The 26,072-nt window shown below is 68.2% G+C and carries 23 protein-coding genes and 1 pseudogene; 4 read left to right on the forward strand and 20 right to left on the reverse strand.

Annotated elements, in window-relative coordinates:
- Positions 1–71: 71 nt before the first annotated feature.
- A complete protein-coding gene (ppx, locus tag CAL24_RS16605; RefSeq protein ID WP_094807231.1) occupies positions 72–1,559 on the forward strand; it encodes an exopolyphosphatase in 1,488 nt (495 codons plus the stop codon).
- Positions 1,560–1,624: 65 nt separating this feature from the next.
- Here ppx and CAL24_RS16610 read toward each other — a convergent pair whose 3' ends face one another.
- The 5 genes from CAL24_RS16610 to CAL24_RS16630 form a co-directional block, all read right to left on the reverse strand.
- Positions 1,625–2,425 carry a GNAT family N-acetyltransferase gene (locus CAL24_RS16610; protein WP_094807232.1) on the reverse strand — a complete coding sequence of 267 codons (801 nt, stop codon included), beginning with the start codon at positions 2,423–2,425 and terminating at the stop codon, positions 1,625–1,627.
- A 211-nt stretch (positions 2,426–2,636) separates the two neighbouring features.
- On the reverse strand, positions 2,637–3,980 hold the full coding sequence (gene glmM / locus CAL24_RS16615; RefSeq protein WP_028353214.1) for a phosphoglucosamine mutase: 1,344 nt from the start codon (positions 3,978–3,980) through the stop codon (positions 2,637–2,639).
- The gene (gene folP / locus CAL24_RS16620; protein ID WP_094807233.1) at positions 3,977–4,819 is read right to left on the reverse strand and encodes a dihydropteroate synthase; all 843 of its coding nucleotides are present in this window, start codon (positions 4,817–4,819) and stop codon (positions 3,977–3,979) included. The genes glmM and folP overlap by 4 nt, the downstream gene beginning before the upstream one ends.
- 19 nt (positions 4,820–4,838) lie before the next feature.
- On the reverse strand, positions 4,839–6,728 hold the full coding sequence (gene ftsH / locus CAL24_RS16625) for an ATP-dependent zinc metalloprotease FtsH (RefSeq protein WP_028353212.1): 1,890 nt from the start codon (positions 6,726–6,728) through the stop codon (positions 4,839–4,841).
- A 191-nt stretch (positions 6,729–6,919) separates the two neighbouring features.
- A complete protein-coding gene (locus CAL24_RS16630; protein WP_028353211.1) occupies positions 6,920–7,588 on the reverse strand; it encodes an RlmE family RNA methyltransferase in 669 nt (222 codons plus the stop codon).
- 18 nt (positions 7,589–7,606) lie between these two features.
- Here CAL24_RS16630 and CAL24_RS16635 point away from each other — a divergent pair, with 18 nt between their 5' ends.
- Positions 7,607–8,230, forward strand: a complete 624-nt coding sequence (locus CAL24_RS16635; RefSeq protein ID WP_028353210.1) for a YhbY family RNA-binding protein — start codon at positions 7,607–7,609, stop codon at positions 8,228–8,230.
- Here the strand turns inward: CAL24_RS16635 and CAL24_RS16640 are convergent.
- The 3 genes from CAL24_RS16640 to CAL24_RS16650 form a co-directional block, all read right to left on the reverse strand.
- Positions 8,179–8,616 (reverse strand): DUF4149 domain-containing protein, encoded by a 438-nt coding sequence (locus CAL24_RS16640; RefSeq protein WP_028353209.1) that lies wholly within the window; start codon positions 8,614–8,616, stop codon positions 8,179–8,181. The genes CAL24_RS16635 and CAL24_RS16640 overlap by 52 nt on opposite strands.
- A 31-nt stretch (positions 8,617–8,647) precedes the next feature.
- Positions 8,648–9,124 carry a transcription elongation factor GreA gene (greA, locus tag CAL24_RS16645; protein WP_028353208.1) on the reverse strand — a complete coding sequence of 159 codons (477 nt, stop codon included), beginning with the start codon at positions 9,122–9,124 and terminating at the stop codon, positions 8,648–8,650.
- Between the two features lie 406 nt (positions 9,125–9,530).
- Positions 9,531–10,853: a solute carrier family 23 protein gene (locus tag CAL24_RS16650; RefSeq protein ID WP_094807234.1), complete on the reverse strand. Its 1,323-nt coding sequence runs from the start codon at positions 10,851–10,853 to the stop codon at positions 9,531–9,533.
- 134 nt (positions 10,854–10,987) lie between these two features.
- On the opposite strand from CAL24_RS16650, the gene CAL24_RS16655 reads away from it, so the two are divergent.
- Complete coding sequence (locus CAL24_RS16655) at positions 10,988–11,641, forward strand: histidine phosphatase family protein (protein ID WP_094807235.1); 654 nt, start codon at positions 10,988–10,990, stop codon at positions 11,639–11,641.
- Between the two features lie 16 nt (positions 11,642–11,657).
- Here the strand turns inward: CAL24_RS16655 and CAL24_RS16660 are convergent, their stop codons facing one another.
- The 4 genes from CAL24_RS16660 to carA form a co-directional block, all read right to left on the reverse strand.
- Positions 11,658–12,992 (reverse strand): ferredoxin reductase family protein, encoded by a 1,335-nt coding sequence (locus CAL24_RS16660; protein WP_094807236.1) that lies wholly within the window; start codon positions 12,990–12,992, stop codon positions 11,658–11,660.
- A gap of 174 nt (positions 12,993–13,166) precedes the next feature.
- Complete coding sequence (locus tag CAL24_RS16665; protein WP_028353204.1) at positions 13,167–13,925, reverse strand: SDR family oxidoreductase; 759 nt, start codon at positions 13,923–13,925, stop codon at positions 13,167–13,169.
- Between the two features lie 56 nt (positions 13,926–13,981).
- Positions 13,982–17,227 carry a carbamoyl-phosphate synthase large subunit gene (carB, locus tag CAL24_RS16670; RefSeq protein ID WP_094807237.1) on the reverse strand — a complete coding sequence of 1,082 codons (3,246 nt, stop codon included), beginning with the start codon at positions 17,225–17,227 and terminating at the stop codon, positions 13,982–13,984.
- A gap of 10 nt (positions 17,228–17,237) precedes the next feature.
- On the reverse strand, positions 17,238–18,392 hold the full coding sequence (gene carA, locus CAL24_RS16675; protein ID WP_038853035.1) for a glutamine-hydrolyzing carbamoyl-phosphate synthase small subunit: 1,155 nt from the start codon (positions 18,390–18,392) through the stop codon (positions 17,238–17,240).
- 177 nt (positions 18,393–18,569) lie between these two features.
- Here carA and tal point away from each other — a divergent pair, with 177 nt between their 5' ends.
- On the forward strand, positions 18,570–19,523 hold the full coding sequence (gene tal, locus CAL24_RS16680) for a transaldolase (protein WP_094807238.1): 954 nt from the start codon (positions 18,570–18,572) through the stop codon (positions 19,521–19,523).
- 106 nt (positions 19,524–19,629) lie between these two features.
- Here the strand turns inward: tal and CAL24_RS16685 are convergent, their stop codons facing one another.
- The 8 genes and pseudogenes from CAL24_RS16685 to CAL24_RS16720 all read right to left on the reverse strand — a co-directional run.
- Entirely contained in the window at positions 19,630–20,157 is a 528-nt protein-coding gene (locus tag CAL24_RS16685) for a carboxymuconolactone decarboxylase family protein (RefSeq protein WP_028353200.1), read from the reverse strand.
- Between the two features lie 47 nt (positions 20,158–20,204).
- The gene (locus CAL24_RS16690) at positions 20,205–20,999 is read right to left on the reverse strand and encodes an ABC transporter permease (protein ID WP_028353199.1); all 795 of its coding nucleotides are present in this window, start codon (positions 20,997–20,999) and stop codon (positions 20,205–20,207) included.
- A gap of 1 nt (position 21,000) precedes the next feature.
- Positions 21,001–21,810: an ABC transporter ATP-binding protein gene (locus CAL24_RS16695; RefSeq protein WP_094807239.1), complete on the reverse strand. Its 810-nt coding sequence runs from the start codon at positions 21,808–21,810 to the stop codon at positions 21,001–21,003.
- Complete coding sequence (locus CAL24_RS16700) at positions 21,803–22,843, reverse strand: ABC transporter substrate-binding protein (protein ID WP_028353197.1); 1,041 nt, start codon at positions 22,841–22,843, stop codon at positions 21,803–21,805. Before CAL24_RS16700 ends, CAL24_RS16695 begins: the two co-directional genes overlap by 8 nt.
- Before the next feature lie 90 nt (positions 22,844–22,933).
- Entirely contained in the window at positions 22,934–24,199 is a 1,266-nt protein-coding gene (locus CAL24_RS16705) for a CaiB/BaiF CoA transferase family protein (RefSeq protein ID WP_094807240.1), read from the reverse strand.
- A gap of 51 nt (positions 24,200–24,250) precedes the next feature.
- Complete coding sequence (gene recR / locus CAL24_RS16710) at positions 24,251–24,859, reverse strand: recombination mediator RecR (protein ID WP_028353195.1); 609 nt, start codon at positions 24,857–24,859, stop codon at positions 24,251–24,253.
- Between the two features lie 19 nt (positions 24,860–24,878).
- On the reverse strand, positions 24,879–25,205 hold the full coding sequence (locus tag CAL24_RS16715) for a YbaB/EbfC family nucleoid-associated protein (protein ID WP_028353194.1): 327 nt from the start codon (positions 25,203–25,205) through the stop codon (positions 24,879–24,881).
- Positions 25,206–25,264: 59 nt separating this feature from the next.
- A pseudogene (locus CAL24_RS16720) lies at positions 25,265–26,072 on the reverse strand (DNA polymerase III subunit gamma/tau); the annotation flags it as partial.

Below are 26,072 nucleotides of genomic sequence, written 5' to 3' on the forward strand. Positions count from 1 at the left end.
GGCCGCGGCGGCGGGCGCTGTCATATCGGTTCTCTATAATCGCGGCACTGACAGCCTCACCGACACGCCGCATGGATCACCTTCTGGCCGCCGTAGACCTCGGCTCCAACAGTTTTCGCCTTTCGATCGGGCGAGTCGTCCAGCAGGAAGGGGGGCCGCAGATCTACCAGATCGACCGCCTGAAGGAAACGGTGCGCCTGGCCGCCGGCCTGGACCACGACAAGCGGCTGGACGAGCCGGCCGTGGCGCGCGCGGTCGCGGTGCTGGAGCGCTTTGGCGAACGCCTGCGCAGCTTCCATCCCAGCCGGGTGCGGGCGGTGGCCACCAATACGTTCCGGGTGGCGCGCAACACGCCCGAATTCCTGCCGCGCGCCGAAGCGGCCCTGGGCTTTCCCATCGAAGTCATTGCCGGGCGCGAAGAGGCCCGGCTGATTTTTTCCGGGGTGGTCCATACCCTGCCCCTGTCGCCCAACAAGCGGCTGGTCATCGACATCGGCGGCGGCTCGACCGAGGTCATCATCGGCAAGGGCTTCGAACCGGGGCTGATGTCGTCGCTGTACATGGGCTGCGTCAGCTACAGCCGGCAGTTCTTCCCCGACGGGGCGATCGACGCCCACCAGATGAAGCAGGCCGAACTGGCCGCGCGGCGCGAAATCGAGGTCATCGCCAAGCAGTACCGCAAAACCGGCTGGAAGGAAGCCTACGGCTCGTCGGGCACGGCCAAGGCGTTGTATGCCATCCTGACCGAGTGCGGCTTCTCGGACCGCGGCATCACCCGCGCCGGCCTGAACCGCCTGAAAGACCGCATCATCCGTTCCGGCCGGGTCATCCCCCAGGAGCTGCCGGGCATCAAGCTCGAGCGCGCCGACGTGCTGCCGGGCGGGCTGGCCATCATGAGCGCCCTGTTCGACGAACTGGGCATCGAGGTCATGCACACCGGCGACGGGGCCTTGCGGCTGGGCGTGCTGTACGACCTGCTGGGCCGCGACGCGGCCCACGACAAGCGCGACGAATCGGTGCAGCAGTTCATGAAGCGCTACCACATCGATGCCAGCCAGGCGCAGCGGGTGCGCCAGGCCGCGCTGTCGTTCTTCGACTCCATCTACGACGCCGACGACCGCCGCGCGGAACTGCGGCTGGCGCTGGGATGGGCCGCGGACCTGCACGAAGTGGGCCTGTCGATCGCCCACAACGCTTACCACAAGCACACGGCCTATGTGCTGGGCAACGCCGACATGCCGGGGTTCTCGCGGGCCGACCAGCAATTGCTGGCGCTGCTGGCGCTGGGCCACCAGGGCAAGCTGGGCAAGCTGGAATCGCTGGTGCGCGAACGCAGCCAGTGGGTGGCCATCCTGTGCCTGCGTCTGGCGGTGCTGCTGCTGCGCCGCCGCGCCGACATCGCGCAACTGCCCCTGACCGTGTCGGTCAAGGGCGAATCCATCGTCGTGAAGGTGGACCGGGCCTGGCTCGCCAAGCATCCTCTCAGCGACTTCACGCTGCGCACCGAGGAATCAGAATGGCGAAAAGTCGGTTTCTCGTTCGAGCTGCTTGAGTTCTAGCCGCAACGGCCGGGTGGCCCGGCAAATGAGCCGGATGCGCAGTCTCCTGAGCAGCCGGCGCATGGTCAGCGCACCTCGTGGGGAGTGGCGTCCAGCCCGAAATGACGCCGATAGCGCTCGTCCATGCGGACCATGTCGAGCAGCACGGGGAAATCGGCCGCGTTGAAATCCGGGTCCCATGCGGGCTCGCCGCAAATGCGGGCGCCCAGCTTCAAATAACCCTTGATGAGCGGCGGCACGCGCGCGGGCAGCGTGCTGTTCAGGCGCTCCACGGGATAGCGGTGCAGCGGCTTGACCCGCGGCAGGCTGTCGTCCTTGAGATGATCGGCCACGTTGCGCCACACCTCGGCGGCGGTTACGCCGTCATCGCGCAGGCTGACGCTGGCGCAGCCCAGCATGTAGCGGTAGGCGCCGCGACGCATGAATTCGGCCAGGCCGGACCACAGCAGCATGATGGCGGCGCCGCTGCGGTGGTCGGCATGCGTGCAGGAACGCCCCACTTCCACCAACTGGCTGCGCAGCGCCTCCAGGCCGGACAGGTCGAATTCCGATTCGGAATAGTAGCCGCCTGCCTCGCGGGCCTTCTCGGGCGTCAGGATCCGATACGTCCCCACTACGCGGCCGGTATCGAGCTCGCGCACCATGAGATGCTCGCACCACTGGTCGAACCGGTCCTGTTCGATGCCGTCATGGGCATCGGGAAAGACCGCGCCCATGTCTTCGGTGAAGACGTCGTACCGCAGCCGTTGAATCTGCTCGACCTCGTCGGCGGTGCGCGCCAACCCCACGACGAGGATGCGCGCGGGGGCGTCCTCCCAGGGTTCAGCGGCGTTACGCCGCGCATCGATGCGTGCTAATTCGAGCATTGCGCAGGACTCCTAGAAGTGTCCGGACAGTGTGGAGGCCCGATATGTCAGGCTTCTGACAAAGATGTGACATGACTATGAAGTTTACGCCGAAGCCGGCTTACTTCCAGTTGATGCAAAATTATTCAAAATACGACAACCGAAGAAGCGCATCCGGCGCAAAAAAAGCCGGACCCGCGAACGGCTCCGGCCCTGTTTTCATGGGGAACCGTCAGGCCAGGCTGGCCGCCAGCTTCTCCGCGCATGCGGTGGCCAGGCCGGCATCCTCGGCCTCGACCATCAGGCGCAGCTTGGGCTCGGTGCCGGACGCGCGGATCAGCACGCGGCCGCGGCCGGCCAGCTCGGCCTCGACGCCGCGCCGGGCCTCGGCCAGCCCCGCATGGGTCTTCCAGTCGGTGCCCGGCTTGAGCGGCACGTTGATCATTTTCTGGGGGTACATCTGCAAGTCGCCCAGCCATTCGGCCAGGGTCTGCTTGCTGCGGCACAGGGCGGTGAGGACCTGCAGGGCGGCAATGATGCCGTCGCCCGTGGTGTGGCGGTCCAGGCAGATCAGGTGGCCCGAGCTCTCGCCCCCGTACAGCCAGCCGCGCGCCTGCATCTGCTCCATGACGTAGCGGTCGCCCACATTGGCGCGCTCGAAGCCGATGCCCAACTGCTGCATCTGCAGTTCGAAGCCGTAGTTGGTCATCAGGGTGCCCACCACCCCGGCCACCGGGCCATGCACCATGCGTTCGCGCACGATGGCATAGAGCAATTCGTCGCCGTTGTAGATGCGGCCCGCGCTGTCGACCATCTGCAGGCGGTCCGCGTCGCCGTCGAGGGCGATGCCCAGGTGCGCGCCGTGCTCGCGCACGGCCTTGGCCAGCGGCTCGGGATGCAGCGCACCGACGCCCTCGTTGATGTTCAGGCCGTTGGGCGAGACGCCGATGGCATGGACTTCGGCGCCCAGCTCGCGGAACACGTGCGGGGCGATGTTGTAGGCCGCGCCATGGGCGGCATCCACGACGATCTTGACGCCGTTGAGGTCGAGGTCGTTGGGAAACGTGCTCTTGCAGAATTCGATGTAGCGGCCCTGCGAGTCCGGCATGCGGCGCGCCCGGCCCAGCTTCTCGGAGGCCACGCAGCCCAGCGGCTCGTCCAGGGCGGCCTCGATCTCGGCCTCGGTTTCGTCGGGCAGCTTCATGCCCTGGGCCGAGAAGAACTTAATGCCGTTGTCCTGGTACGGGTTGTGCGAGGCGCTGATGACGATGCCCGCCACCTGGCGCAGCGCGCGCGTCAGGTAGGCCACCGCCGGCGTGGGCACGGGCCCCGCCAGCTGCACGTCGATACCGGCGGCCGACAGGCCCGCCTCCAGCGCGGATTCGAGCATGTAGCCGGAGGTGCGCGTGTCCTTGCCGATGATCACCTGGGGCCGGCTGCCGCCGCGGCCGGCATGGTGGCGGGCCAGCACGCGGCCGGCCGCATAGCCCAGGCGCAGCGCGAAGCCGGCATTGATGACCTCGCCGCCGACCTCGCCTCGCACGCCGTCGGTTCCGAAATATTTGCGTTGACTCATGGGCGTATGGCTCCTTGTTCGACCGCTTGCCAGACTTTCAGGGCGTCGACGGTGGCGGCCACGTCGTGCACGCGCACGATCGAGGCGCCCCGCGCCACGCAAGCCAACGCGCCGGCGATGCTGCCGGCCAGGCGGTCGGCCACCGGCTTGCCGGTGGCGTCGCCGATCATGGTCTTGCGTGAAAGTCCGGTCAGTAGCGGATAGCTGGATACGCGCAGGCTGGACAGCCGGCGCAACAATTGATAGTTGTGGTCGGCGGTCTTGCCGAAGCCGAAACCGGGATCGAGCACGATACGGCGCGGATCCACCCAGGCGGCGCGCAGGCGTTGCGCCCGGGCGCCCAGGAAGACGCCGATCTCGCCAAGCAGGTCGCTGTATTCGGGCGCCTGCTGCATGGTGCCCGGCTCGCCTTTCATGTGCATCACGCACAACCCGCAGCGCGATTGCGCCACGGCCTCGATGGCGCCGGGCTGCCGGAAACCGTAGATGTCGTTGATCATGTCCGCGCCGGCGTCGAGCACGGCGCGCATCACATCGGGCTTGAAGGTGTCGACCGACAGCGGCACGCCGCAATCGCGCAGGGCCTCGATCACCGGCAGCAGCCGGGCCAGCTCGTCCTGGGCCGCGACCGGCGTGGCGCCCGGCCGCGTGGATTCGCCGCCCAGGTCGAGGATGTGCGCGCCTTCGTCGATCAGGCGGCGCGCGTGCCGCACGGCGGATTCGGTGTCGTCATGCTGCCCGCCGTCGGAGAACGAGTCGGGCGTGATGTTGACGATGCCCATCACCAACGGGCGCTCAAGATCGAACTCGAAGCGCCCGCACAGGAAGGTATTGGCCATAGACCGAGCCGGTGTGTCCTCAGACGGCGGCCGGCGTGCTGCTGCCGCCGGTCGCCAGACCGGTGGGCGGCGTGTCGGCGTTGTCCGACGGACCCTGCGGCGTCTTGGGCGGACGCGGCGGGCGGCCCGAAGTGATGTCGTTGATCTGGTCGGCGTCGATGGTTTCCCATTCGAGCAGCGCGCGGGTCATGGACTCGACCATCTCGCGGTTGTCTTCCAGGATCTTGCGCGCCACGCCGTATTGCTCGTCGATGATGCGGCGGATCTCGGCGTCCACCTTCTGCATGGTGGCCTCGGACATGTGGGTGGTCTTGGTGACGCTGCGGCCGAGGAAGACCTCGCCCTCGTTCTCGGCGTACACCATGGGGCCCAGCTCGCTGGTCATGCCGTAGCGAGTGACGATGTCGCGCGCGATGGCGGTGGCCCGCTCGAAGTCGTTCGAGGCGCCGGTCGTCATCTGGTTCATGAAGATCTCTTCGGCGATGCGGCCGCCGAACAGCACCGCGATGGTGTTCAGCAGGCGCTCCTTGTCCATGCTGTAGCGGTCGTTCTCGGGCAGCTGCATGGTCACGCCCAGCGCGCGGCCGCGCGGGATGATGGTGACCTTGTGCACCGGGTCGGTCTTGGGCAGCATCTTGGCGACGATGGCATGGCCGGACTCGTGGTAGGCGGTGTTCTTGCGCTCTTCCTCGGGCATGACGATGGAGCGGCGCTCCGCGCCCATGATGATCTTGTCCTTGGCCTTTTCGAAGTCGGACATGTCGACGGTGCGGCCATTGCGGCGCGCCGCGAACAGGGCCGCCTCGTTGACCAGGTTGGCCAGGTCCGCGCCCGAGAAGCCGGGCGTGCCGCGGGCCAGGATGGTGGCGTCGACGTTGGGCGACAGCGGCACCTTGCGCATGTGCACCTTCAGGATCTGCTCGCGGCCGCGGATGTCGGGCAGCGGCACCACGACCTGGCGGTCGAAGCGCCCGGGGCGCAGCAGCGCCGGGTCGAGCACGTCGGGCCGGTTGGTGGCGGCGATGACGATGACGCCCTGGCCGGATTCGAAGCCGTCCATCTCGACCAGCATCTGGTTGAGGGTCTGCTCGCGCTCGTCGTTGCCGCCGCCCAGGCCGGCGCCCCGCTGGCGGCCGACCGCGTCGATTTCATCGATGAAGATGATGCACGGGGCGTGCTTCTTGGCGTTCTCGAACATGTCGCGCACGCGCGCCGCGCCCACGCCGACGAACATCTCGACGAAGTCGGAGCCCGAGATGCTGAAGAACGGCACCTTGGCCTCGCCGGCGATGGCCTTGGCCAGCAGCGTCTTGCCGGTGCCGGGCGAGCCGACCATCAGCACGCCGCGCGGGATGCGGCCGCCCAGCTTCTGGAACTTGCTGGGGTCGCGCAGGAAGTCGACCAGTTCCTGGACGTCTTCCTTGGCCTCGTCGCAGCCGGCGACGTCGGCGAAGGTGATCTGGTTGGTGTTCTCGTCGAGCATGCGCGCGCGCGATTTGCCGAAGCTGAATGCGCCGCCGCGCCCGCCGCCCTGCATCTGCCGCATGAAGAACACCCACACGCCGATCAGCAGCAGCATGGGGAACCACGACACGAAGATGCTCATGAGCAGCGACGGTTCCTCGCGGGCCTTGCCGGAGACCTCGACACCGTACTTGAGCAGGTCGGACACCATCCAGAGGTCGCCCGGCGACGTCAGGGTGTAGGCGCGGCCGGTGTCGGGCGTGACGTACAGCACGTCGCCCTGCACGTCGACCTTGCGGATACGGCCCGACTTGGCGTCTTCCATGAACTGGGTGTAGCTGACGCCGTCCTGCGTCTGCGCACGCCCATCGAATTGTTTGAATACCGTGAACAGGACCAGTGCGATCACCATCCAGACCGCAACTTTAGAAAATGAATTGTTCAAGGTCGATCTCCTGCTTTCGATTCCGACCGGCAACCGCGCACCCGCGTATATGGCACAGTCACAAGTATGTCAATAGCTCATTCTACCCTGCCGAGGCAGATTCCGTCTGGACGCCCCCTGGGCGCCTGATACATATTCGAACTGGGAAGTGGCTGGGCCTCGACAGGAAGGGGTTGAAGGTGCGGCGGATGTCAGGCGCCACGGGGGTCGGCCGACGCCGGTTTTGCTTGCTTCAGATCGCGCGCCACCAGGAAGGTTTCCGAGGACTTGTCCCGCGAAGCCTTGGGCTTGCGCTCCACCACCCGCTTGAAGCGCTGCTTGAAGGTCTGCACGATCTGCGAAAAACCGCTGCCGTGGAAAGCCTTGACGATCAGCGCGCCATCGGGCTTGAGGTGGGCGCAGGCGAATTCCAGGGCCAGCTCGCAGACATGCTGGATACGCGCGGAATCAGCGACACCGACTCCCGACAAGTTGGGGGCCATGTCGGAAATTACAAGATCCACCGGCTGGCCGCCCACCATTTCTTGCAACTGTTGCAAAACGGCGTCGTCGCGGAAGTCGCCCTGGATGAATTCCACCCCGGCGACCGGCTCCATGGGCAGCAGGTCGAGCGCGATGATGCGCCCGTCGACCACGCCGCCCGGGCCGGCCAGGCGCTCGCGGGCGACCTGCGACCAGCTGCCGGGCGCCGAGCCGAGGTCCACGACCACGTCGCCGCGGCGCATGAGCTTTTCGGTGTCGAGGATCTCGATCAGCTTGAAGGCGGCGCGCGCCCGGTACCCTTTCTGTTGCGCCAGCTTCACATAAGGGTCGTTGATGTGCTGGTGAATCCAGTCTTTAGAGAATTTCTTCTTGGCCATTACCGTACAATTCCACGCATGCCTATATTAGAACTCACCTCTCGCGAGCGCAGCGACTTGCGCTCGGCCGCCCATCCGTTGCGCCCGGTCGTCCTGATCGGCGACAACGGGCTGACCGACGCGGTCCTGAAAGAAATCGACCGCGCCCTGGCTTCCCATGGGCTGATCAAAGTGCGCGCCGGCGGCAGCGACCGCGACGAGCGCGAGGCCATGCTGGCCACCATCTGCGATACCCTGTCCTGCGCACCCGTCCATCACCTGGGCAAGACGCTGATACTGTTCCGCCCGCTGCCCGGCAACGTCGCCGCGGAACCGGCCGAACCTTCCCGCGCGCGGCGCAAGCCTTCCGAACCCTACACGCCCAAGAAGCTGGCCGCCCAGGGCAAGACCGTATCCAAGCGCGCCGCCCCGCCCCGCAAGGCCAAGGCGGACCCGGCCGAACCGGCCAAGCCGGCCGCGCGCGGCCTCCTGAACAAGGCCGGCCGCCCCGTGCGCCCTACCACCAAGAAAACCGCGTCCGCATCGCCGCATGGTATTCCGCGCCGCGCCGGCAGCGCGCTGAGCCTGCGCGCCGGAGCGCGCGGCGGCCTTCAGCGCGCCACGGCCACCAGCCGCAGGGCCGCCAAGGCCACCAAGAAGTAAATACCGCCGGACACGTTGTGCAGCAGGCCGGGGTCGGCCCACGCCGGCACCGCCTGCCCGGCCGCAGCGAGCGCGCGGCCATGGTCCATGAGGGTGTTCAACCCGAAATACCCGATGCCTGTGCCCACCGCCATCAGCAGGACGGTGCGGCGCCCGGGGCCTTGCAACGCCTGGCCATGCGCCAGGCGGTCGAGAATCAGCATAATTACCGCGCCCCCCAGCCCGCCCATGGCGAGCACCTGGAACATTCGGGCGACGACCTCGGCCGCGACGGCGGCATCCAGCATGGAAAACGAGGTGGGCGCGACCAGCGCGCCGATGCACCACAACGCGCCGCACCACAGTGCCGCGATCAGGCGGACCAGGATACGTGCAAGGTTGGGCATCGTCTGTGTTCCCAGGGGGCGGCGGCGTCGGTCAGATGTAACGGACGCTGAGCACTTCGTACTCGCGCACGCCCGACGGCGCCTTGACTTCGACCACGTCGCCCTCGGACTTGCCGATCAGGGCGCGCGCCACCGGGCTGGACACCGAGATCAGGTTGGATTTGATATCAGCTTCCACGTCGCCGACGATCTGGTACGACACGCGGTCGCCGGAGTCCAGGTCTTCGATGTCGACCGTGGCTCCGAACACGGCGCGGCCGTCGGCGTCGAGCGAGGCGGGATCGATGATGTGGGCATTGGAAAGCGTGCCTTCGAGTTCGGCGATACGGCCTTCGATGAAGCCCTGGCGTTCGCGGGCGGCGTCGTACTCGGCGTTTTCCGACAGATCACCCTGGGCCCGGGCCTCGGCAATGGCGTTGATCACCGCAGGTCGTTCGATGGTTTTCAGCCGGTGCAGCTCGGCTTGCAAGCGCTCGGCCCCGCGCGCGGTCAAAGGAATGGCAGACATGTCGTTTCCCAAACAAAAGTAGAAAACGCCCCGAATGGAGCGTTTCGGTGAAAGGCCGCAGCCAGGCTTGTGGCCTGCGCCGCTGGTGCGGGGACAAGCCGCAGGAATACGCGGCAGGGGCGAACAGGGCGGGAGCATGGTCGAACCCGATGACTACTGGCTCCGGACCATCCGCGCTGATCGGCCTGCCTGTTTCCGACGACAAGGCTGCGACCAAAACAAAACCCCGGCTCGGGTCGGAACCGGGGCAAGCAAGACCCCATTGTGGTCAAAATCCAGAGGAATTGCAAGCCATCTGTAAGGCCCGCATTTCGGTGCATTTCGCCGCAGTAGCAAGCAACATGCCGGAACTTCAAAAATAGGGGCGGATCTGGGCGCGACCGGCGCCGCGGCCCGCCCTGCCCGCCTACACCACCTGGCGGCCGCTGCGGCGCAGCAAGGCGTAGAGAATGATGGCCCCGAAGGTGGCCGTGCCGATGCCGCCCAGCGTGAACGCGCCCAGCTTGATGGTGAAATCGCCGGCGCCCATCACCAGGGTGACGGCCGCGACGATCAGGTTGCGGTTGTCGCTGAAGTCCACCTGGTTCACCACCCAGATGCGCGCGCCGGCCACCGCGATCAGGCCGAACACCACCACCGACATGCCGCCCAGCACCGGCGCGGGAATGGTCTGGATCAAGGCGCCGAACTTGGGCGAGAAGCCCAGCAGGATGGCGATGCAGGCCGCCACCACGAACACCAGGGTGGAATAGATGCGCGTGACCGCCATCACGCCGATGTTCTCGGCATAGGTGGTGACGCCGGTGCCCCCCACCGCGCCGGACACCATGGTGGCCACGCCGTCGCCCACGAAGGCCCGGCCGAGGTAGCGGTCGAGGTTCTGCCCCGTCATGGCGCTCACCGCCTTGATGTGGCCCAGGTTCTCGGCCACCAGGATGATGGCCACCGGCACGATCAGGCCCATCGCGTCGACCCGGAAGACCGGCGCGGCAAAGTGCGGCAGGCCGATCCAGGCGGCCGCCGCCACGCCGGAAAAGTCGATCGGCTTGCCCAGGCCCAGGCCATTGGCGCAGATGGCGTAGATGACACAGGCCAGCAGCAGGCCGACCAGGATCAGCAGGCGCTGCACCGTGCCGCGCGTGTAGACCGCGATGCCACCGACGCACAGGATGGTGACGATCGCCATGGCGGCGTCGAAGCCCGAGGCGCCCATGGCCCCCTTGGCGGCGATGGGCGCCAGGTTCAGGCCGATGACGGCCACCACGGCGCCGGTGACCACCGGCGGCATCAGCGCCTCGATCCAGCCGGCGCCGCCGCCGGCGCGGGCATTGGCCACCCACACCACCAGCCCGATCAGGGCGTAGGCCAGGCCGCAGGCGATGATCGCCCCGAGCGCCACGCCGATGTTGGCGTTGGGCCCCGCGCCGGCGTAGCCGGTGACCGCGACCACCCCGCCAATGAAGGCGAAGCTGGAGCCGAGATAGCTGGGCACGCGCCCGCCGACGAAGAGGAAGAAGATCAGCGTGCCGATGCCGGACATCAGGATGGCGACATTCGGGTCGAAACCCATGATGAGCGGCGCCAGCACGGTCGAGCCGAACATGGCGACCACGTGCTGGGCCCCCATGGCGATGTTCTTGGGCCAGGAAAGGCGTTCTTCAGGCGCGATGATGGCGCCGGGCAGCGTTTCGTCGGCCAGCTTCCAGCGTGGGAAATAGGAATTGGACATGGGTTCCCCGGAGTCGGATGGGAATTATTGGATGGGCGGGCGCAAGTGTAGGGGCGGCCGGCCCTGCCGGCAATACGGTGCAGCCCGCGGACGGCGGCTGGTAAGCTCCTGCCTGCGACATTACGGGAAAGCGCATGACTGAGATCTGGTTCATCCGCCACGGCGAAACCTCGTGGAACCTGGAACGCCGCCTGCAGGGGTGGCAGGACATCGCCCTGAACGACACCGGCCGCCAGCAGGCTGCCCTGCTGGCCGCGCGCGTGCGCGAAGAGGCCGGCGCACGGCCCTTCGCGGCGCTCTACAGCAGCGACTTGCAACGCGCCCATGCGACCGCCCTGCCCATCGCCGCCGAGACGGGCCTGCGCGTGCGCCCCGAACCCGGCCTGCGCGAACGCGGCTTCGGAGTGCTGGAGGGCCTGGCCATCGACCGTATCGATGCCGAGGCGCCGGCGGCCGCGGCGGCGTGGAAAAGCCGCGACCCGCTGCGCCAGGTGGAAGGCGGCGAGACGCTGGGGCAACTCCAGGCCCGCGTGCTCGCCACCATCGAGGACCTGGCCGAGCGCCATGCCGGCGAGCGCATCCTGGCCGTCACCCATGGCGGCGTGCTGGATATCGTCTGGCGCCATGCCTCCGGCGTCGCGCTGGACGTGCCGCGCCACGCCGCGCTGCTGAACGCCAGCATCAACCGCGTGGCCGCCGAGCGGCGCCAGTGGCGGGTGCTGGACTGGGGCGACGTGGCGCACATCGCCGCCGAGGCGGGCGACGACGTGGTGCCCTGGGCGCCCTGATCGCGGCGGCAGCCGCTCAGCGCATTTCGAACAGTTCCTGGTGGAAATCGGCCGGCGCCAGGCCGTGCGCCACCAGGTCGCGCCGCAACGCGGCGCCGAACGCCACCGGACCGCAGAACCAGACGCTGGCCTGGCGCCAGTCGGGCACGGCGCCGCGCAGGCGCGCGCCGTCCAGGCGTCCGTCGGTCTCGTCCAGCATCAGGTGCAGTGCGACCCCGGCCGCCCGGGCATCGGCGGCCAGGTTGTCGACGGCGGCATGGGACCGGGTCGATGAAGGGTGGACCAGGTCGATGGCTTGCCTCTGGCCGGGATGGTTCGCCAGGTACTGCATGCGCGCGATGAAAGGCGTGATGCCGATGCCGGCGCCGATCCAGATCTGCCGCGGCTTGCGGTCATCGAAGGTGAAACAGCCGTAGGGGCCCTCGACCAGGACCGGCTGGCCGGGCGTGAGCGTCTCGTACAGCCGGGCGGTGTGGTCGCCCAGCACCTTGATGAGAAAGCTGACCTCGCGCTCGCGCGCGTGCCATGCCGAGGCGATGGTATACGGATGCGCGCCCTCGCGGCGGTCGAAGGTCACGAAGGCGAACTGGCCCGGCCGGTGCCCGGGCCAGGGGCCGCGCAGTTCGATGGCGGCCTGCACCACGCGCGTCTCGGGAAAGGCGGCCACGCGCGTAACCCGGCCCGCGACCGTGCTGCGCGCCCCGACCCGCTTGCACAGCACCAGCAGCGCCGACACGGCGCCCGCGGCCAGCAGCACGGCCATGACGACGCCCAGCGGCTGGGTCCAGTAGGCGAATTCGAGCAGGATGATGGCGTGGAACACCAGCACCAGGTAGATGACGGCCAGAATGGTGTGGGTCTTGGCGAAGGGCCGGTACGGGAAGCGCTTGACCAGCGCCAGGACGATCAGCAGCGCGGCGGGATAGAAGGCCGCCCACTCGCCGAGGGTTTCGGCCAGGCCCCGCTGGCTGCGCAGCATTTGCTCCAGGGCGCCGAAATCCGGCGCGCCCTTGCCTGCCGGCTTGACCAGCCAGCCCCAGCCGACCGCCCATTTGGTGCCCTGGGCCCACAGCCAGTGCACCGTGCCGACCGCCAGGGCGGCGATGCCGAGCCACTTGTGCAGCCGGTACATCTTGTCCAGCCCGCCGAGCCAGGGCTCCAGCCAGCGCGGCCGGGTGGCGAGGATCATGGCGAGGCTCATCGCCCCCATGGCCAGCACCCCGGTGTACTGGACCATGGCGCGGCGCAGCGGGAAATAGCCGAAGGGCTGGGGGAAGAACGTGTCGGCCAGCAGCCAGAGCGCGGTCAACGCGACGAACAGGATAACGAAGCCAAGCTTGATTCTCTTCATGGGACGCCACACTGCTGCGGGGCGTCCGCGGCGCGGGATCGCGCCTGGTCATGAAGAACGCCTGCTGCGCAGCGTCCCGACTGTATCGCAGCGCCGCCGGCCAGGATGCCGGCCGCGGCTGTTATCGCGCCCGCCATTGACGCGTGTCAAGCCGCCGTGCCGCCTGCCATCCGGTCAGCGGCGCGGCTTGCGCGGCGCATTGCGCGCGGCGCGGTCATACAGCGCATTGGGCAGCAGGCGCAGCAACTTGGCGACGACGCCCATCTGCCAGGGAATGACGGTATAGGAGGCGCCACGGGCGATGGCCGCCTGCGCGCGCGCCGCGAAGGCATCGGCCTCCATCAGGAACGGCATCGCATAGGGGTTGTGCGCGGTCATGGCGGTCTTGATATAGCCGGGCGCGATGGTGACCACGCCGATGCCATGGCGCGCCAGCTCGACCCGCAGGCTTTCGCAATAGCTGATGACGGCGGCCTTCGATGCGCTGTAGGCCCCGGCGCCGGGCAGGCCGCGGATGCCCGCCACGCTGGCGATGCCCACCAGCCGCCCTGCCCCGGCCTCGCGCATCGGCGCGATGAAGGGCTCGAAGGTGGCGACCGTCGCCAGCAGGTTGGTGGCCACGATGGCCTGGAAAACGTCGAAGTCCTCGCTGTGCTCGGTAAGCGTGCCGGCGCTGATGCCGGCGCTGGCGATCACCACGTCGACCCGGCCGTCGCAGGCGCCGATGAAGTCGTGCGCGGCGGCGTGCAGGGCCGCGCGGTCGCGCACATCGAGCGCATAGCAGTGGTGCCGGCCCGGCAGGGAGTCGGCCAGCTCGCGCAGGACGTCGCCGCGCCGCGCCACCAGCCCCAGCCGCGCGCCTGCCTGCGCGTAGCGCCGCGCCAGCGCGCGGCCCAGGCCACTGCTGGCGCCGGTAATGAAGACGTTCTGCATGAGTAGGGTCCGGGAAACCGGCCGCGAAGCGCGGCCGGTCCGGCAACGGTAGACCGTTAAGCGGCGGGCTGCAATCCCGCGTGCAGTTCCTGCAGCGGATACACCTGCAGGCCGAGCCCCTGGCGCAGGTACTGCATGCCTTCGACCGCCGCGCGCGCGCCGGCGATGGTGGTGAAGAACGTGACGCGCGCCGCCAGGGCCTGGGTACGGATGGTGCGCGAATCGGCGATGGCGTTGCGGCGTTCCTCGACGGTATTGATGACCAGCGAGATTTCGCCGTTCTTGACCATGTCGACGATGTGCGGACGGCCCTCGGTGACCTTGTTGACCACCTGCACCGGGATGCCCGAGGCCTCGATCTGGGCGGCGGTGCCGCGCGTGGCCACCAGCTTGAAGCCCAGGTTGTGCAGGCCGCGCGCCACTTCGACGGCGCGGGGCTTGTCCTGGTCCTTGACGCTGATGAAGGCCGTGCCGTTCTCGGGCAGGCGCACGCCGGCGGCCAGTTGCGACTTGACGAAGGCCTCGCCGAAGCTGGTGCCCACGCCCATGACCTCGCCGGTGGATTTCATCTCGGGCCCGAGGATGGTGTCGACGCCGGGGAATTTCACGAACGGGAAGACCGCTTCCTTCACCGAGAAGTAAGGCGGCACGACCTCGCGGGTGATGCCCTGGGCGGCCAGGGTGCGGCCGGCCATGGCGCGCGCGGCGATCTTGGCCAGCTGCAGGCCGGTGGCCTTGGAGACGTACGGCACCGTGCGCGAGGCGCGCGGGTTGACTTCCAGCACGTAGACGTCGCCGCCCTGGATGGCGAACTGCACGTTCATCAGGCCGTTGACGTTCAGGGCGCGCGCCATCATGGTGGTCTGGCGCTTGATCTCGGCGATGACCTCGGCCGACAGCGAATACGGCGGCAGGCTGCAGGCCGAATCGCCGGAGTGCACGCCGGCCTGCTCGATGTGCTCCATGACGCCGCCGATGAAGACGGTCTCGCCGTCGGACAGGCAGTCGACGTCGACTTCGGTGGCGTTGTTGAGGAAGCGGTCGAGCAGCACGGGAGAATCGTTGCTGACCTTGACCGCTTCGCGCATGTAGCGTTCGAGGTCCTGCTGCTCATGGACGATTTCCATGGCGCGGCCGCCCAGCACGTAGCTGGGGCGCACCACCAGCGGGTAGCCGATGTCGGCGGCGTGCGCCAGGGCCTCGCCCTCGGTGCGCGCCGTGCGGTTGGGCGGCTGGCGCAGGCCGAGCTTGTTGAGCAGCTTCTGGAAGCGCTCGCGGTCCTCGGCCACGTCGATGGACTCCGGGCTGGTGCCGATGATGGGCACGCCGTTGGCTTCCAGGGCACGCGCCAGCTTCAGCGGCGTCTGGCCGCCGTACTGGACGATCATGCCCACCGGGTTTTCCTTGTGGACGATTTCCAGCACGTCTTCGAGCGTCAGGGGCTCGAAGTACAGGCGGTCGGAGGTGTCGTAGTCGGTGGAGACGGTTTCCGGGTTGCAGTTGACCATGATGGTCTCGTAGCCGTCTTCGCGCAGCGCCAGCGCCGCGTGCACGCAGCAGTAGTCGAACTCGATGCCCTGCCCGATGCGGTTGGGCCCGCCCCCCAGCACGATGATCTTCTTGCGGTCGGTGGGTTGCGCCTCGCATTCGTCCTCGTACGTGGAGTACATGTAGGCGGTGCGGGTGGCGAACTCGGCGGCGCAGGTGTCGACGCGCTTGTACACTGGGCGCACGTTCAGCTGGTGGCGCAGCTTGCGGATCTCGGACTCGGACGAGTCCAGCAGGAAGGCCAGGCGGCGGTCGGAGAAGCCCATGCGCTTGAGCTGCCACAGCGTGGCGTAGTCGAGGTCGGCCAGGGTCTTCTGCTCGAGCGCCAGCTCGATGTCGACGATTTCCTTGATTTGCGCCAGGAACCACGGGTCGATGCGCGTGATGTTGTGCACTTCGTCCAGCGTGAAGCCTTGCGCGAAGGCGTCGCCCACGTACCAAATGCGCTCGGGGCCGGGCTCGCCCAGCTCGACCTGCAGCTTCTCGCGGTCGGTGGTTTTCTGGTTCAGGCCGTCCACGCCGACTTCCAGGCCGCGCAGGGCCTTCTGGAACGATTCCTTGAAGGTGCGGCCGATGGCCATGACCTCGCCGACCGACTTCATCTGCGTGGTCAGGCGGGCGTCGGCCTGCGGGAATTTCTCGAACGCGAAACGCGGCACCTTGGTGACCACGTAGTCGATGGAAGGCTCGAACGAGGCCGGCGTGGCGCCGCCGGTGATCTCGTTGCGCAGCTCGTCGAGGGTGTAGCCCACCGCCAGGCGCGCGGCGACCTTGGCGATGGGGAACCCGGTGGCCTTGGAAGCCAGGGCCGACGAGCGCGACACGCGCGGGTTCATCTCGATGACGATCATGCGGCCGTTGTTCGGATTGACCGCGAACTGCACGTTGGAACCGCCCGTGTCGACGCCGATCTCGCGCAGCACCGCAATGGATGCGTTGCGCATGATCTGGTATTCCTTGTCGGTGAGCGTCTGGGCCGGGGCGACGGTGATGGAGTCGCCGGTGTGCACGCCCATCGGGTCGAGGTTCTCGATGGAGCAGACGATGATGCAGTTGTCGGCCTTGTCGCGCACGACTTCCATCTCGAATTCCTTCCAGCCCAACAGCGACTCTTCGATCAGCAGTTCGCTGGTGGGAGAGGCCTCGAGGCCGCGCCGGCAGATGGTTTCGAATTCCTCGGCGTTGTAGGCGATGCCGCCGCCCGAGCCGCCCATGGTGAAGCTGGGGCGGATGACTGCCGGGAAGCCCGAGGTGCCGGTCTCGGCCGCGATGCGGCGCTGCACTTCCCAGGCCTCGTCCATGCTGTGGGCGATGCCCGACTTGGCCGACTCCAGGCCGATGGCGGTCATGGCCTGCTTGAACTTCTGGCGGTCCTCGGCTTTTTCGATGGCCTGCTCGTTGGCGCCGATGAGTTCGACGTTGTGCTTCTCGAGCACGCCGTGGCGGGCCAGGTCGAGCGCGCAGTTCAGCGCCGTCTGCCCGCCCATGGTGGGCAGCAGGGCATCGGGCTTCTCGCGCTCGATGATTTTCTCGACCGCCTGCCACGTGATGGGCTCGATGTAGGTGACATCGGCCGTTTCCGGGTCGGTCATGATGGTGGCGGGGTTGCTGTTCACCAGGATGGTGCGGTAGCCCTCCGCCTTGAGCGCCTTGCACGCCTGCGCGCCGGAATAGTCGAACTCGCAGGCCTGCCCGATGATGATGGGGCCGGCACCGATGATGAGGATGCTTTTTAGATCTGTACGCTTGGGCATGATGCGATGATTATTTCTGGCCGGCCATCAGGCTGATGAATTTGTCGAACAGCACGATGATGTCGTGCGGGCCCGGGCTGGCCTCGGGGTGGCCCTGGAAACAGAACGCGGGGCGGTCGGTGAGCTCGAAACCCTGCAGCGTGCCGTCGAACAGCGACACGTGGGTGACGCGGGCATTGGCCGGCAGCGTGGCGGCGTCGACGTTGAAGCCGTGGTTCTGGCTGGTGATGAAGACGCGCTTGGAATCCAGGTCCTGCACCGGGTGGTTGGCGCCGTGGTGGCCGGTTTTCATTTTCACGGTCTTGCCGCCGACGGCCAGGCCCATGATCTGGTGGCCCAGGCAGATGCCGAAGACCGGCAGCTTGCGCTCCAGGAAGACGCGGGTGGCGGCGATGGCGTAGTCGCAGGGCTCCGGGTCGCCCGGGCCGTTGGCCAGGAAGACGCCGTCCGGCTCGAGCTTGAGGACGTCCTCGGCGGAGGTCTGGGCCGGCACCAGCGTGATGCGGCAGCCGCGGTCGGCCATCAGGCGCAGGATGTTGTACTTGACGCCGAAGTCGTAGGCGACCACGTGGAAGCGGTCCTGCGCGGGCGCGCCGAAGCTTTCGCCCAGGCGCCAGGTGCCCTGCTTCCAGTCCTGGCTTTCCTTGATGGACACGACCTTGGCGAGGTCTTGCCCGGCCATGCCGGGGAAGCCGCGCGCCAGTTCGACGGCGCGTTCGGCGTCGTCGCCCACCAGGATGCAGGCGCCCTGGGCGCCGCCGTCGCGCAGGATGCGCGTGAGCTTGCGGGTGTCGACCCCGGAAATGGCGACCACGCCCTGCGCGGCCAGGTATTCGGGCAGGGACTGGGTGGCGCGGAAGTTGGATACCCGCGCGGGGCAGTCGCGCACCACCAGGCCGGAGGCCAGCACGCGCGAGGTCTCGACGTCTTCGGGATTGACGCCGGTATTGCCGATGTGCGGATAGGTGAGCGTGACGATCTGGCCGTTATAGCTGGGATCGGTGAGGATTTCCTGGTAGCCGGTCATGGCGGTGTTGAACACCACTTCGGCCACCGTATGCCCTGGCGCGCCGATGGATACGCCCCGGAAAATGGTACCGTCCGCCAAAGCCAGAATTGCAGGAGGGAAACGATCGGCACCCTCGGGAAAAAGTTGCGGCAGCACAGTAAACCCCGGTTTAAGAATCAGTAATCAAACCTTGGAATTATACCCTGGAAGGGCTATTTTCCCGGGGAACCGCGCCGAATAAAGCTCCGGGCCGGGGTTTTCGTGTCAAAACCGGCCCCGGCCTAGTGATACCCTACCCCTATCGACAACCTTTGCCTTTGTTGATCTGTCCCCATGTCCAGCCAACTAGAAGCCCTGCGCCGCCACACCACCGTCGTTGCCGATACCGGCGATTTCGCAGCCATGCGGACGCTGCGCCCGACCGACGCCACCACCAATCCGTCGCTGATCCTCAAGGCGGTCCAGAAAGACGCCTACCGCCCGCTGCTGGAGCAAGTGGCGCGCGACCATCGCGGCGCCCCGCTGCCCGAGCTGACCGACCGGCTGCTGGTGGCGTTCGGGCGCGAGATCCTCAACATCGTGCCGGGCCGGGTGTCCACCGAAGTCGACGCGCGCCTGTCGTTCGATACCCGCGCCACGGTGGAGCGCGCGCGCGGCCTGATCGCGCTGTACGAGGCGGCCGGCATCGCGCGCGAGCGCGTGCTGATCAAGATGGCATCGACCTGGGAGGGCATCCAGGCGGCGCGCGTGCTGCAGGCCGACGGCATCCGCTGCAACCTGACGCTGCTGTTCTCGCCGCCCCAGGCTGTCGCCTGCGCCGATGCCGGCGTGCAGCTGATCTCGCCGTTCGTGGGCCGCATCTACGACTGGTACAAGAAGGCCGCCGGCGCCGACTGGGTGGAAACCGCCAACGCCGGCGCGGACGACCCCGGCGTGCAGTCGGTGACCGAGATCTACCGCTATTACAAGCACCACGGCATCGCCACCGAGATCATGGGCGCGAGCTTCCGCAACACCGGCCAGATCCTGGCGCTGGCGGGCTGCGACCTGCTGACCATCAGCCCCGAGCTGCTGCAGGAACTCGACAGCACGCCCGGCGACGCGCCGGCCCGCCTGGTGCGCGACATGGACGCCGACGGCGTGCCCGCGCGCCGCATGGCCGACGAAGTGTGGTTCCGCACCGAACTGAACGCCAACGCCATGGCCACGGAGAAACTTGCCGAGGGCATCCGGCTGTTCTCCGCCGACGCGGTCAAGCTGGATGCCTTGCTGAGCGCGAGCCAGTGACCATGGCGGTGTCTGACACACAAGGTGTCAGACACCTGGTATTGGCTGTGGCGCTCATCGGGCGGTGTCTGACACCATAGGTGTCAGACACCTGCGCCGCACGCGGTCAGCGCTGGTCGTGCGAGTGCACCTGCAGCGCTTCCAGGAAGCGCGACACCATGTTGTAGGCGGCCACGGTGGCGGTCAGCTCGACCATCAGCTTGTCGCTGCCCACGGCCTCGCGCGCCGCGTCGAATACGGCTTGCGGCACCTGGACCTGGCGCGTCATGGCGTCGGTATAGGCCAGCACGGCGCGCTCGCGCGCCGCGAACAGGTCCGAGGCCTCCCATTGGTCGAGCGCGTCCAGCTGGGCCTGGCTGATGCCCTCGCGCAAGGCGATGGGCGCGTGCTGGTCGGCCTCGTAGGGCGCCCCGTTGAGCACCGCCACCCGCATGATGACCAGTTCGCGCAGATCGCCCGGCAGGCTGCTGAGCTGGCGGATCGAGGTCAGGTAGTTCAGCCAGCCGCTGGCCACGGCGGGGCTGTGCAGCAGCATCTGGTACAGGTGCAGCACACTGCCGCGCTCGGCGACGATGCGCTCGACCAGCGGCTGGGCTTCGGGATGGGACAGATCGGCGTAGGAAAGACGCGCCATGCGGGAAACTCCGGAAAGACGGCGGCCCCCGGCGGGGCCGCGCGGGTTCAGATTTTTTCGGTCTCGCCCGTCTTGGGCTGCCATTTCATCAGGCGCCGCTCGCCCAGCCCGACGATGTAGTCGAGCACCAGCGCAAAGGCGGTCAGCACCACGATGCCGGCGAACACGGTGTTGACGTCGAAGGTGCCCTCGGCCTGCAGGATCAGGTAGCCCACGCCGCTGGCCGAGCCCAGGTACTCGCCCACGACCGCGCCCACGAAGGCCAGGCCCACCGAGGTGTGCAGGCTGGAGAACACCCAGCTGGTGGCCGACGGCAGGTACACGTGGCGCAGCAGCTGGCGGCGCCCGGCGCCCAGCATGCGGGCGTTGTCGAGCAAGGTGGGGCTGACTTCGCGCACACCCTGGTAGACGTTGAAGAACACGATGAAGAACACCAGCGTCACGGCCAGCGCCACCTTGGACCAGATGCCCAGGCCGAACCACATGCCGAAGATGGGCGCCAGGATGACGCGCGGCATGGAGTTGGCCGCCTTGATGTAGGGGTCGAGGATGGCGCTGGCGGTGCTGGACAGCCCCAGCCACAGGCCGAAACCCATGCCGAACACCGTGCCAATGAAGAAGGCCAGCACGGTCTCGGCCAGCGTAACCCACAAGTGGCGGTAGATATCGCCGTTGGTGACGAACCACGCCCAGATGCGCCCCCATACTTCCAGCGGCTGGCCGAAGAAGAATGCGACCTTGGGGTCGAGCGTCGCGAAATGCCAGGCCAGCAGAATGGCCACCAGCAACAACAGTTGCCAGACGCGCAGGCTGGCCGAACCCGGTTTGATCAATCTGGACATCTCAAGCTCGCTTTTGCTGGGCATAGCCCTTCAGGACTTCCTCGCGCAGCACGCCCCAGATGGCCGCGTGCAGCTCGACGAAACGCGGGTGCGTGCGCACTTCCGCCACGTCGCGCGGACGCGGCAGGTCGATGGCGAATTCGCCGATGGGATGGGTGCCGGGACCGGCCGACAGCACCACCACGCGGTCGCTCATGGCAATGGCCTCGTCCAGGTCGTGCGTGATGAACAGCACGGCCTTGCGCTTGGCCATCCACAGCTCGAGGACTTCGTTCTCCATCAGCTGGCGCGTCTGGATGTCGAGCGCCGAAAAGGGCTCGTCCATGAGGATGATGTCGGGATCGCGGATCAGCGTCTGGGCCAGCATGGCGCGCTTGCGCATGCCGCCCGACATCTGGTGCGGATAGCGTTCCTCGAAGCCGCCCAGGCCGACGCGGCGCAGCCAGTCGCGGCCGCGCTCGAGCGCCTCGGCGCGCGCCACGCCGGCGAACTCCAGGCCGGCGATGACGTTCTCCAGGGCGCTGCGCCAGGGCAGCAGCGCCTCGCCCTGGAACATGTAGCCGGCCCGCCGGTTGATGCCCTGCAGGGGCTGGCCGAACACCTTCACCTGCCCCGACGACGGCGCCAGCAAGCCGGCGCCGACGTTCAGCAGCGTGGACTTGCCGCAGCCCGTGGGGCCCACGACCGAGACGAACTCGCCGGGGGCGATGGCCAGGCTGGTGTCCTGCACGGCGGTATAGCGCTTGCCCCCGCCCTCGCGCGACACGAAGGTGCAGGTGATGCGCTCGAGCGAAAGTGCTGCATCAGCCATTGGGATACTTCTCGTTGGCGCGGCGGGTGAACTCGTTGGTCCAGGCCTTGGCGGGGTCGATCTTGGCCGCGTCGAAGCCCTTCACGTAGGCGGCCAGGGCCTTGGTCGCGGTGGCCGCGCCGTCCTCGGGAATGACGCCGTCGGGCGACAGGCCCTCCATGCTTTTCTCGATGGCGGCCTTGTAGACGGCCGGATCGCCCAGCAGGTACTGGGTCGGCACGGTCTTGGCGATTTCTTCGGCGCCGGCCTTCTGGATCCACTTGTCGGCGCGCACGATGGCGTTGGTGAGCGCCTGCACCGTATTGGGGTTGGCGTCGATGAAGGCCTGGGGCGCGTACAGGCTGCCGGCAGGCATGTTGCCGCCGAAGATCTCCTGCGTGTCCTTGAGGGTGCGGGTGTCGACGATGATCTCGATGTCGCCGGGCATGGCCAGCATCGACACCACCGGGTCGGTGTTGGAAATGGCGTCGATCTGGCCGCTGCGCAGCGCGGTCACCGCGCCGGCGCCGGCGCCCACGCCGATGATGGAGACGTCGCTGTCGCGCAGGCCGTGCTTGGCCAGGAAGAAGCTCACCACCATGTTGGTGGACGAACCGGGCGCGGTGACGCCGATCTTCTTGCCCTTGAGGTCGGCCGGGCCTTTGTAGTCGGGCATGTTCTTCTTGGACACGCCGACCCCGATCATGGGCGCGCGGCCTTGCTGCACGAAGGCCCGGTAGAACTGGCCCTTGGACTGCATGTGCAGGGTGTGCTCGAAGGCGCCCGACACGACGTCGGCGCTGCCGCCTACCACGGCCTGCAGGGCCTTGGAACCGCCGGCGAAGTCGGCGATATTGACGTCCAGCCCCTCGTCCTTGAAGTAGCCCTTGACCTCGGCGATGGTCAGCGGCAGGTAATAGATGAGCGCCTTGCCGCCGACCGCGATCTGCACGCTCTGCTTTTCGAGCTTCTGCGCGCGCACGATGGCCGGCGCCATGCCCACGGCGCCGGCCGCGCCGGCCAGCTTGAGCACATCACGACGAGTGATTGACATTAGGGTCTCCTTTGCCGCTGGGCGGCCTGTGTCTGCGTTGCGGCCTGGGTGGCCGTCGTCTTGGCATTCCGGAAGCGCCGGGCGGGCATGTCACGCGGCCCGCGGCGGCATGCCGACTGCGCCGCTGGCGGCCAGCTCGGCGATCGCCGCTGCATCATACCCCAGCGATTTCAGGACATCTTCGGTATGTTCCCCTAGGCGCGGGCCCAGCCAGCGCGTGCCGCCCGGCGTCTCGGACAGGCGCGGCACCACGGCAGGCAGCTTGACCGGGCTGCCGTCGGGGAAGCGGTGCTGTTCGATCATGCCGCGCGCGAGGAACTGCGGATCGGCGAACATGTCGGCCACGCTGTAGATCTTGCCTACCGGCACATCGGCGCCGCGCAGGATCTCCAGCGCCTGGTCGATGGTGCGCGTGTCGCACCAGCGCTGGATGGCGCCGTCGATTTCCTCGGCGCGGCGGGCGCGCCCGTCGTTGCGGGCCAGTTGCGGGTCCTCGGCCAGGTCGTCGCGCCCGATGGCGCGCATCAGCCGGTTGAAGATGGCGTCGCCGTTGCCCGCGATCACCACGTTCTGGCCGTCGCGGGTCGTATAGGTATTGGAAGGCACAATGCCCGGCAGGGCCCCGCCAGTGCGCTCGCGCACCACGCCGGCCACGTCGTACTCGGGCACCAGGCTTTCCATCAGGTTGAAGACCGACTCGTACAGGGCCACGTCGACCATCTGCCCCTGCCCCGCCACGCAATCGGCGCCTTCCTTGCCGTTCCAGCGGCCGCCGGTGGCGTCGCGATGGCGCAATGCCATCAGGGCGCCTATCACCGCGTGCAGCGCGGCGATCGAATCGCCCACCGAAATCCCCACGCGCACCGGCGGGCGGTCGGGGTGGCCCGACACGTAGCGCAGGCCGCCCATCGACTCGGCGATGGCGCCGAAGCCGGGCGCATCGCGCATCGGACCGGTCTGGCCGTACCCGGACAGCCGCACCATGACCAGCGCCGGATTCACCGCGCGCAGCTGCTCGTAGCCCAGCCCCCATTTCTCGAGCACGCCGGGGCGGTAGTTCTCGACCACGATATCGGCATCCAGCGCCAGGCGGCGGGCGATGTCGCGGCCGCGCGGGTCCTTGAGGTTGAGGGCGATCGATTGCTTGTTGCGGGCCTGCACCGTCCACCACAGCGAATTGCCTTCGTGCAGGTGCCGCCAGCTGCGGATGGGATCGCCGCCGCCGGTGCCGTCGGGCCCGTGCGGGGTCTCCACCTTGATGACGCTGGCGCCGAACTCGCCCAGCATGCGGGCGGCGAACGGGCCGGCGATCAGCGTGCCCAGCTCGAGGACCTTGACGCCCTTCAGCGCGGACATGGGGTGTCTCCTTCGTTGCGGCGGCGGCGCCCCGGCACGCCGGCCGTATTGCTATGCGGACTTGCGCTCCATCAGGGCCCAGGCGATGGTGCCGGCGTCGACGTATTCGAGTTCGCTGCCGGCCGGCACGCCGCGCGCCAGGCGCGTTACCTTCAAGCCCTTCCCGGCCAGCACTTCGCCCAGGAAATGCGCGGTGGTCTCGCCCTCGGCCGTGAAATTGGTGGCCAGGATGACCTCCTGCACCACGCCGTCGGAGGCGCGTTCGAGCAGCCGCTGGAAATCCAGCTCGCGCGGGCCGATGCCCTCGAGCGGCGCCACCCGGCCCATCAGCACGTAGTACAGGCCGCGATAGCCGTGGCTGGCCTCGATCATGTTCTGGTCGGCCGGCGTCTCGACGATGCACAGCAGCGACGGATCGCGCTTGGGATTGGCGCAGGTGGCGCAGATCTCGTCTTCGGTAAAACTGTTGCAGCGCGCGCAATGGCGCAGGTTCTGCACCGCGCCGGCCAGCGCCCGGCCGAGCATGTCGGCCCCCTGCAGGTCGTGCTGCAGCAGGTGGTAGGCCATGCGGCGGGCCGAGCGCACGCCCACGCCCGGCAGGCGCCGCAACGCCTCGATCAGCGAGACCAGCGGCTCGGGTTCGGGAAGCTGGGAATCCATCGCGCCGGATAGTGCGGGTTCAGAACGGCAGCTTCATGCCCGGCGGCAGCGGCATGCCGGCCGTGACGCTGGCCATTTTCTCCTGGGCCGTGCTCTCGGCCTTGCGCAGCGCGTCGTTGAACGCCGCGGCCACCAGGTCCTCGAGCATGTCCTTGTCGTCGGCCAGCAGGCTGGGATCGATGGCCACGCGCTTGACGTCGTGGCGGCAGGTCATGGTCACCTTGACCAGGCCGCCGCCGGACTCGCCCTCGACGATGATCTCGGCCAGCGCGTCCTGGGCCTTCTTCATGTTTTCCTGCATCTGCTGGGCCTGGCGCATCAGGCCGGCCAGTTGTCCTTTCATCATGATGGAAGCTTCCTTGAATGAGAGTGGAATGCGCGGGTCGCCCCGGTATCAGGGGCCATTCACGCGGACGGGTCGACGGCCCGCACCGAACCGGGCACGACGCGGCCGCCGAAATCGGCGACCAGCGCCTGCACGAAGGGATCGACGGCGACGGCATCTTCGGCGGCCTGCTGGCGGGCCGCGCGCTCGAGCTGCGCGACCGCGTGCGCCGTACCGTCGCCGGTGGCGCCGACTTCGATTTCCAGGCGCAGGCCCTGTCCGAAATGTTCGCACAGGACGGTCTGCAGCCGGACGCGGCTTTCGCTTTCCGCCAGGGTCTTGACGGCGACGCGCAACACCACGGCGTCGCCCTGCACGCCGGCCCACTCGCTCTGGCGCGCCAGTTCGGCGGCCAGCCCGGTGACCGGCAGGCGCGCGGCCAGGCCGGGCCATTCGGTGGCGGACATGGCGTCCAGGCGCGGACCGGACTGCTTGGCGCGGCGCGGCGCCGGCCGGGCGCGGGGCGCGGGCGCCCTGGCCTCGGCCGGCGCGGCGGTGGCCAGGGTTTCGAATTCGTCTTCCGGATCGGCCGTGAACTCGGCGGCGGGCAGGTAGCCCCCCTCGGCCTCGTCGGGGATGTCTTCATCCACCCAGGCCGGCGGCTCGTCGGCGGCGGGCGGCGGCGCCTTGGCCTGCGCGGCCGGCGGCGTGACCGCCAGCGCGGCGGCGGGCGGAGCCTTGGCGGACGGGGCCGGTTGGCCCGCCGAAGCGGCGGACGGCGCCTCTTCCCAGGGCGGGATGTCGGCAGCCGCCGGCTCGGCCGGCGGCTCGGGCGCGGCCTCGGCCGCCGCGACCGGCGCAGGGGCCGGCGGGGCCGCTGGCGCCGCG

This window comes from Bordetella genomosp. 2 (assembly GCF_002261345.1).
Taxonomy (GTDB): domain Bacteria; phylum Pseudomonadota; class Gammaproteobacteria; order Burkholderiales; family Burkholderiaceae_B; genus Bordetella_A.

Excerpts from the sequence above, each read along its gene's own strand:
- carB (WP_094807237.1), bottom strand. The coding sequence starts at position 17,227 with ATGCCCAAGCGTACAGATCTAAAAAGCATCCTCATCATCGGTGCCGGC.
- CAL24_RS16640 (WP_028353209.1), bottom strand. The coding sequence starts at position 8,616 with ATGCCCAACCTTGCACGTATCCTGGTCCGCCTGATCGCGGCACTGTGG.
- ppx (WP_094807231.1), top strand. The coding sequence starts at position 72 with ATGGATCACCTTCTGGCCGCCGTAGACCTCGGCTCCAACAGTTTTCGC.
- CAL24_RS16690 (WP_028353199.1), bottom strand. The coding sequence starts at position 20,999 with ATGTCCAGATTGATCAAACCGGGTTCGGCCAGCCTGCGCGTCTGGCAA.
- CAL24_RS16695 (WP_094807239.1), bottom strand. The coding sequence starts at position 21,810 with ATGGCTGATGCAGCACTTTCGCTCGAGCGCATCACCTGCACCTTCGTG.
- CAL24_RS16685 (WP_028353200.1), bottom strand. The coding sequence starts at position 20,157 with ATGGCGCGTCTTTCCTACGCCGATCTGTCCCATCCCGAAGCCCAGCCG.
- greA (WP_028353208.1), bottom strand. The coding sequence starts at position 9,124 with ATGTCTGCCATTCCTTTGACCGCGCGCGGGGCCGAGCGCTTGCAAGCC.
- CAL24_RS16700 (WP_028353197.1), bottom strand. The coding sequence starts at position 22,843 with ATGTCAATCACTCGTCGTGATGTGCTCAAGCTGGCCGGCGCGGCCGGC.
- CAL24_RS16610 (WP_094807232.1), bottom strand. The coding sequence starts at position 2,425 with ATGCTCGAATTAGCACGCATCGATGCGCGGCGTAACGCCGCTGAACCC.
- CAL24_RS16655 (WP_094807235.1), top strand. The coding sequence starts at position 10,988 with ATGACTGAGATCTGGTTCATCCGCCACGGCGAAACCTCGTGGAACCTG.
- folP (WP_094807233.1), bottom strand. The coding sequence starts at position 4,819 with ATGGCCAATACCTTCCTGTGCGGGCGCTTCGAGTTCGATCTTGAGCGC.
- glmM (WP_028353214.1), bottom strand. The coding sequence starts at position 3,980 with ATGAGTCAACGCAAATATTTCGGAACCGACGGCGTGCGAGGCGAGGTC.
- CAL24_RS16630 (WP_028353211.1), bottom strand. The coding sequence starts at position 7,588 with ATGGCCAAGAAGAAATTCTCTAAAGACTGGATTCACCAGCACATCAAC.
- CAL24_RS16660 (WP_094807236.1), bottom strand. The coding sequence starts at position 12,992 with ATGAAGAGAATCAAGCTTGGCTTCGTTATCCTGTTCGTCGCGTTGACC.
- CAL24_RS16650 (WP_094807234.1), bottom strand. The coding sequence starts at position 10,853 with ATGTCCAATTCCTATTTCCCACGCTGGAAGCTGGCCGACGAAACGCTG.
- CAL24_RS16665 (WP_028353204.1), bottom strand. The coding sequence starts at position 13,925 with ATGCAGAACGTCTTCATTACCGGCGCCAGCAGTGGCCTGGGCCGCGCG.
- CAL24_RS16715 (WP_028353194.1), bottom strand. The coding sequence starts at position 25,205 with ATGATGAAAGGACAACTGGCCGGCCTGATGCGCCAGGCCCAGCAGATG.
- CAL24_RS16635 (WP_028353210.1), top strand. The coding sequence starts at position 7,607 with ATGCCTATATTAGAACTCACCTCTCGCGAGCGCAGCGACTTGCGCTCG.
- tal (WP_094807238.1), top strand. The coding sequence starts at position 18,570 with ATGTCCAGCCAACTAGAAGCCCTGCGCCGCCACACCACCGTCGTTGCC.
- recR (WP_028353195.1), bottom strand. The coding sequence starts at position 24,859 with ATGGATTCCCAGCTTCCCGAACCCGAGCCGCTGGTCTCGCTGATCGAG.
- CAL24_RS16705 (WP_094807240.1), bottom strand. The coding sequence starts at position 24,199 with ATGTCCGCGCTGAAGGGCGTCAAGGTCCTCGAGCTGGGCACGCTGATC.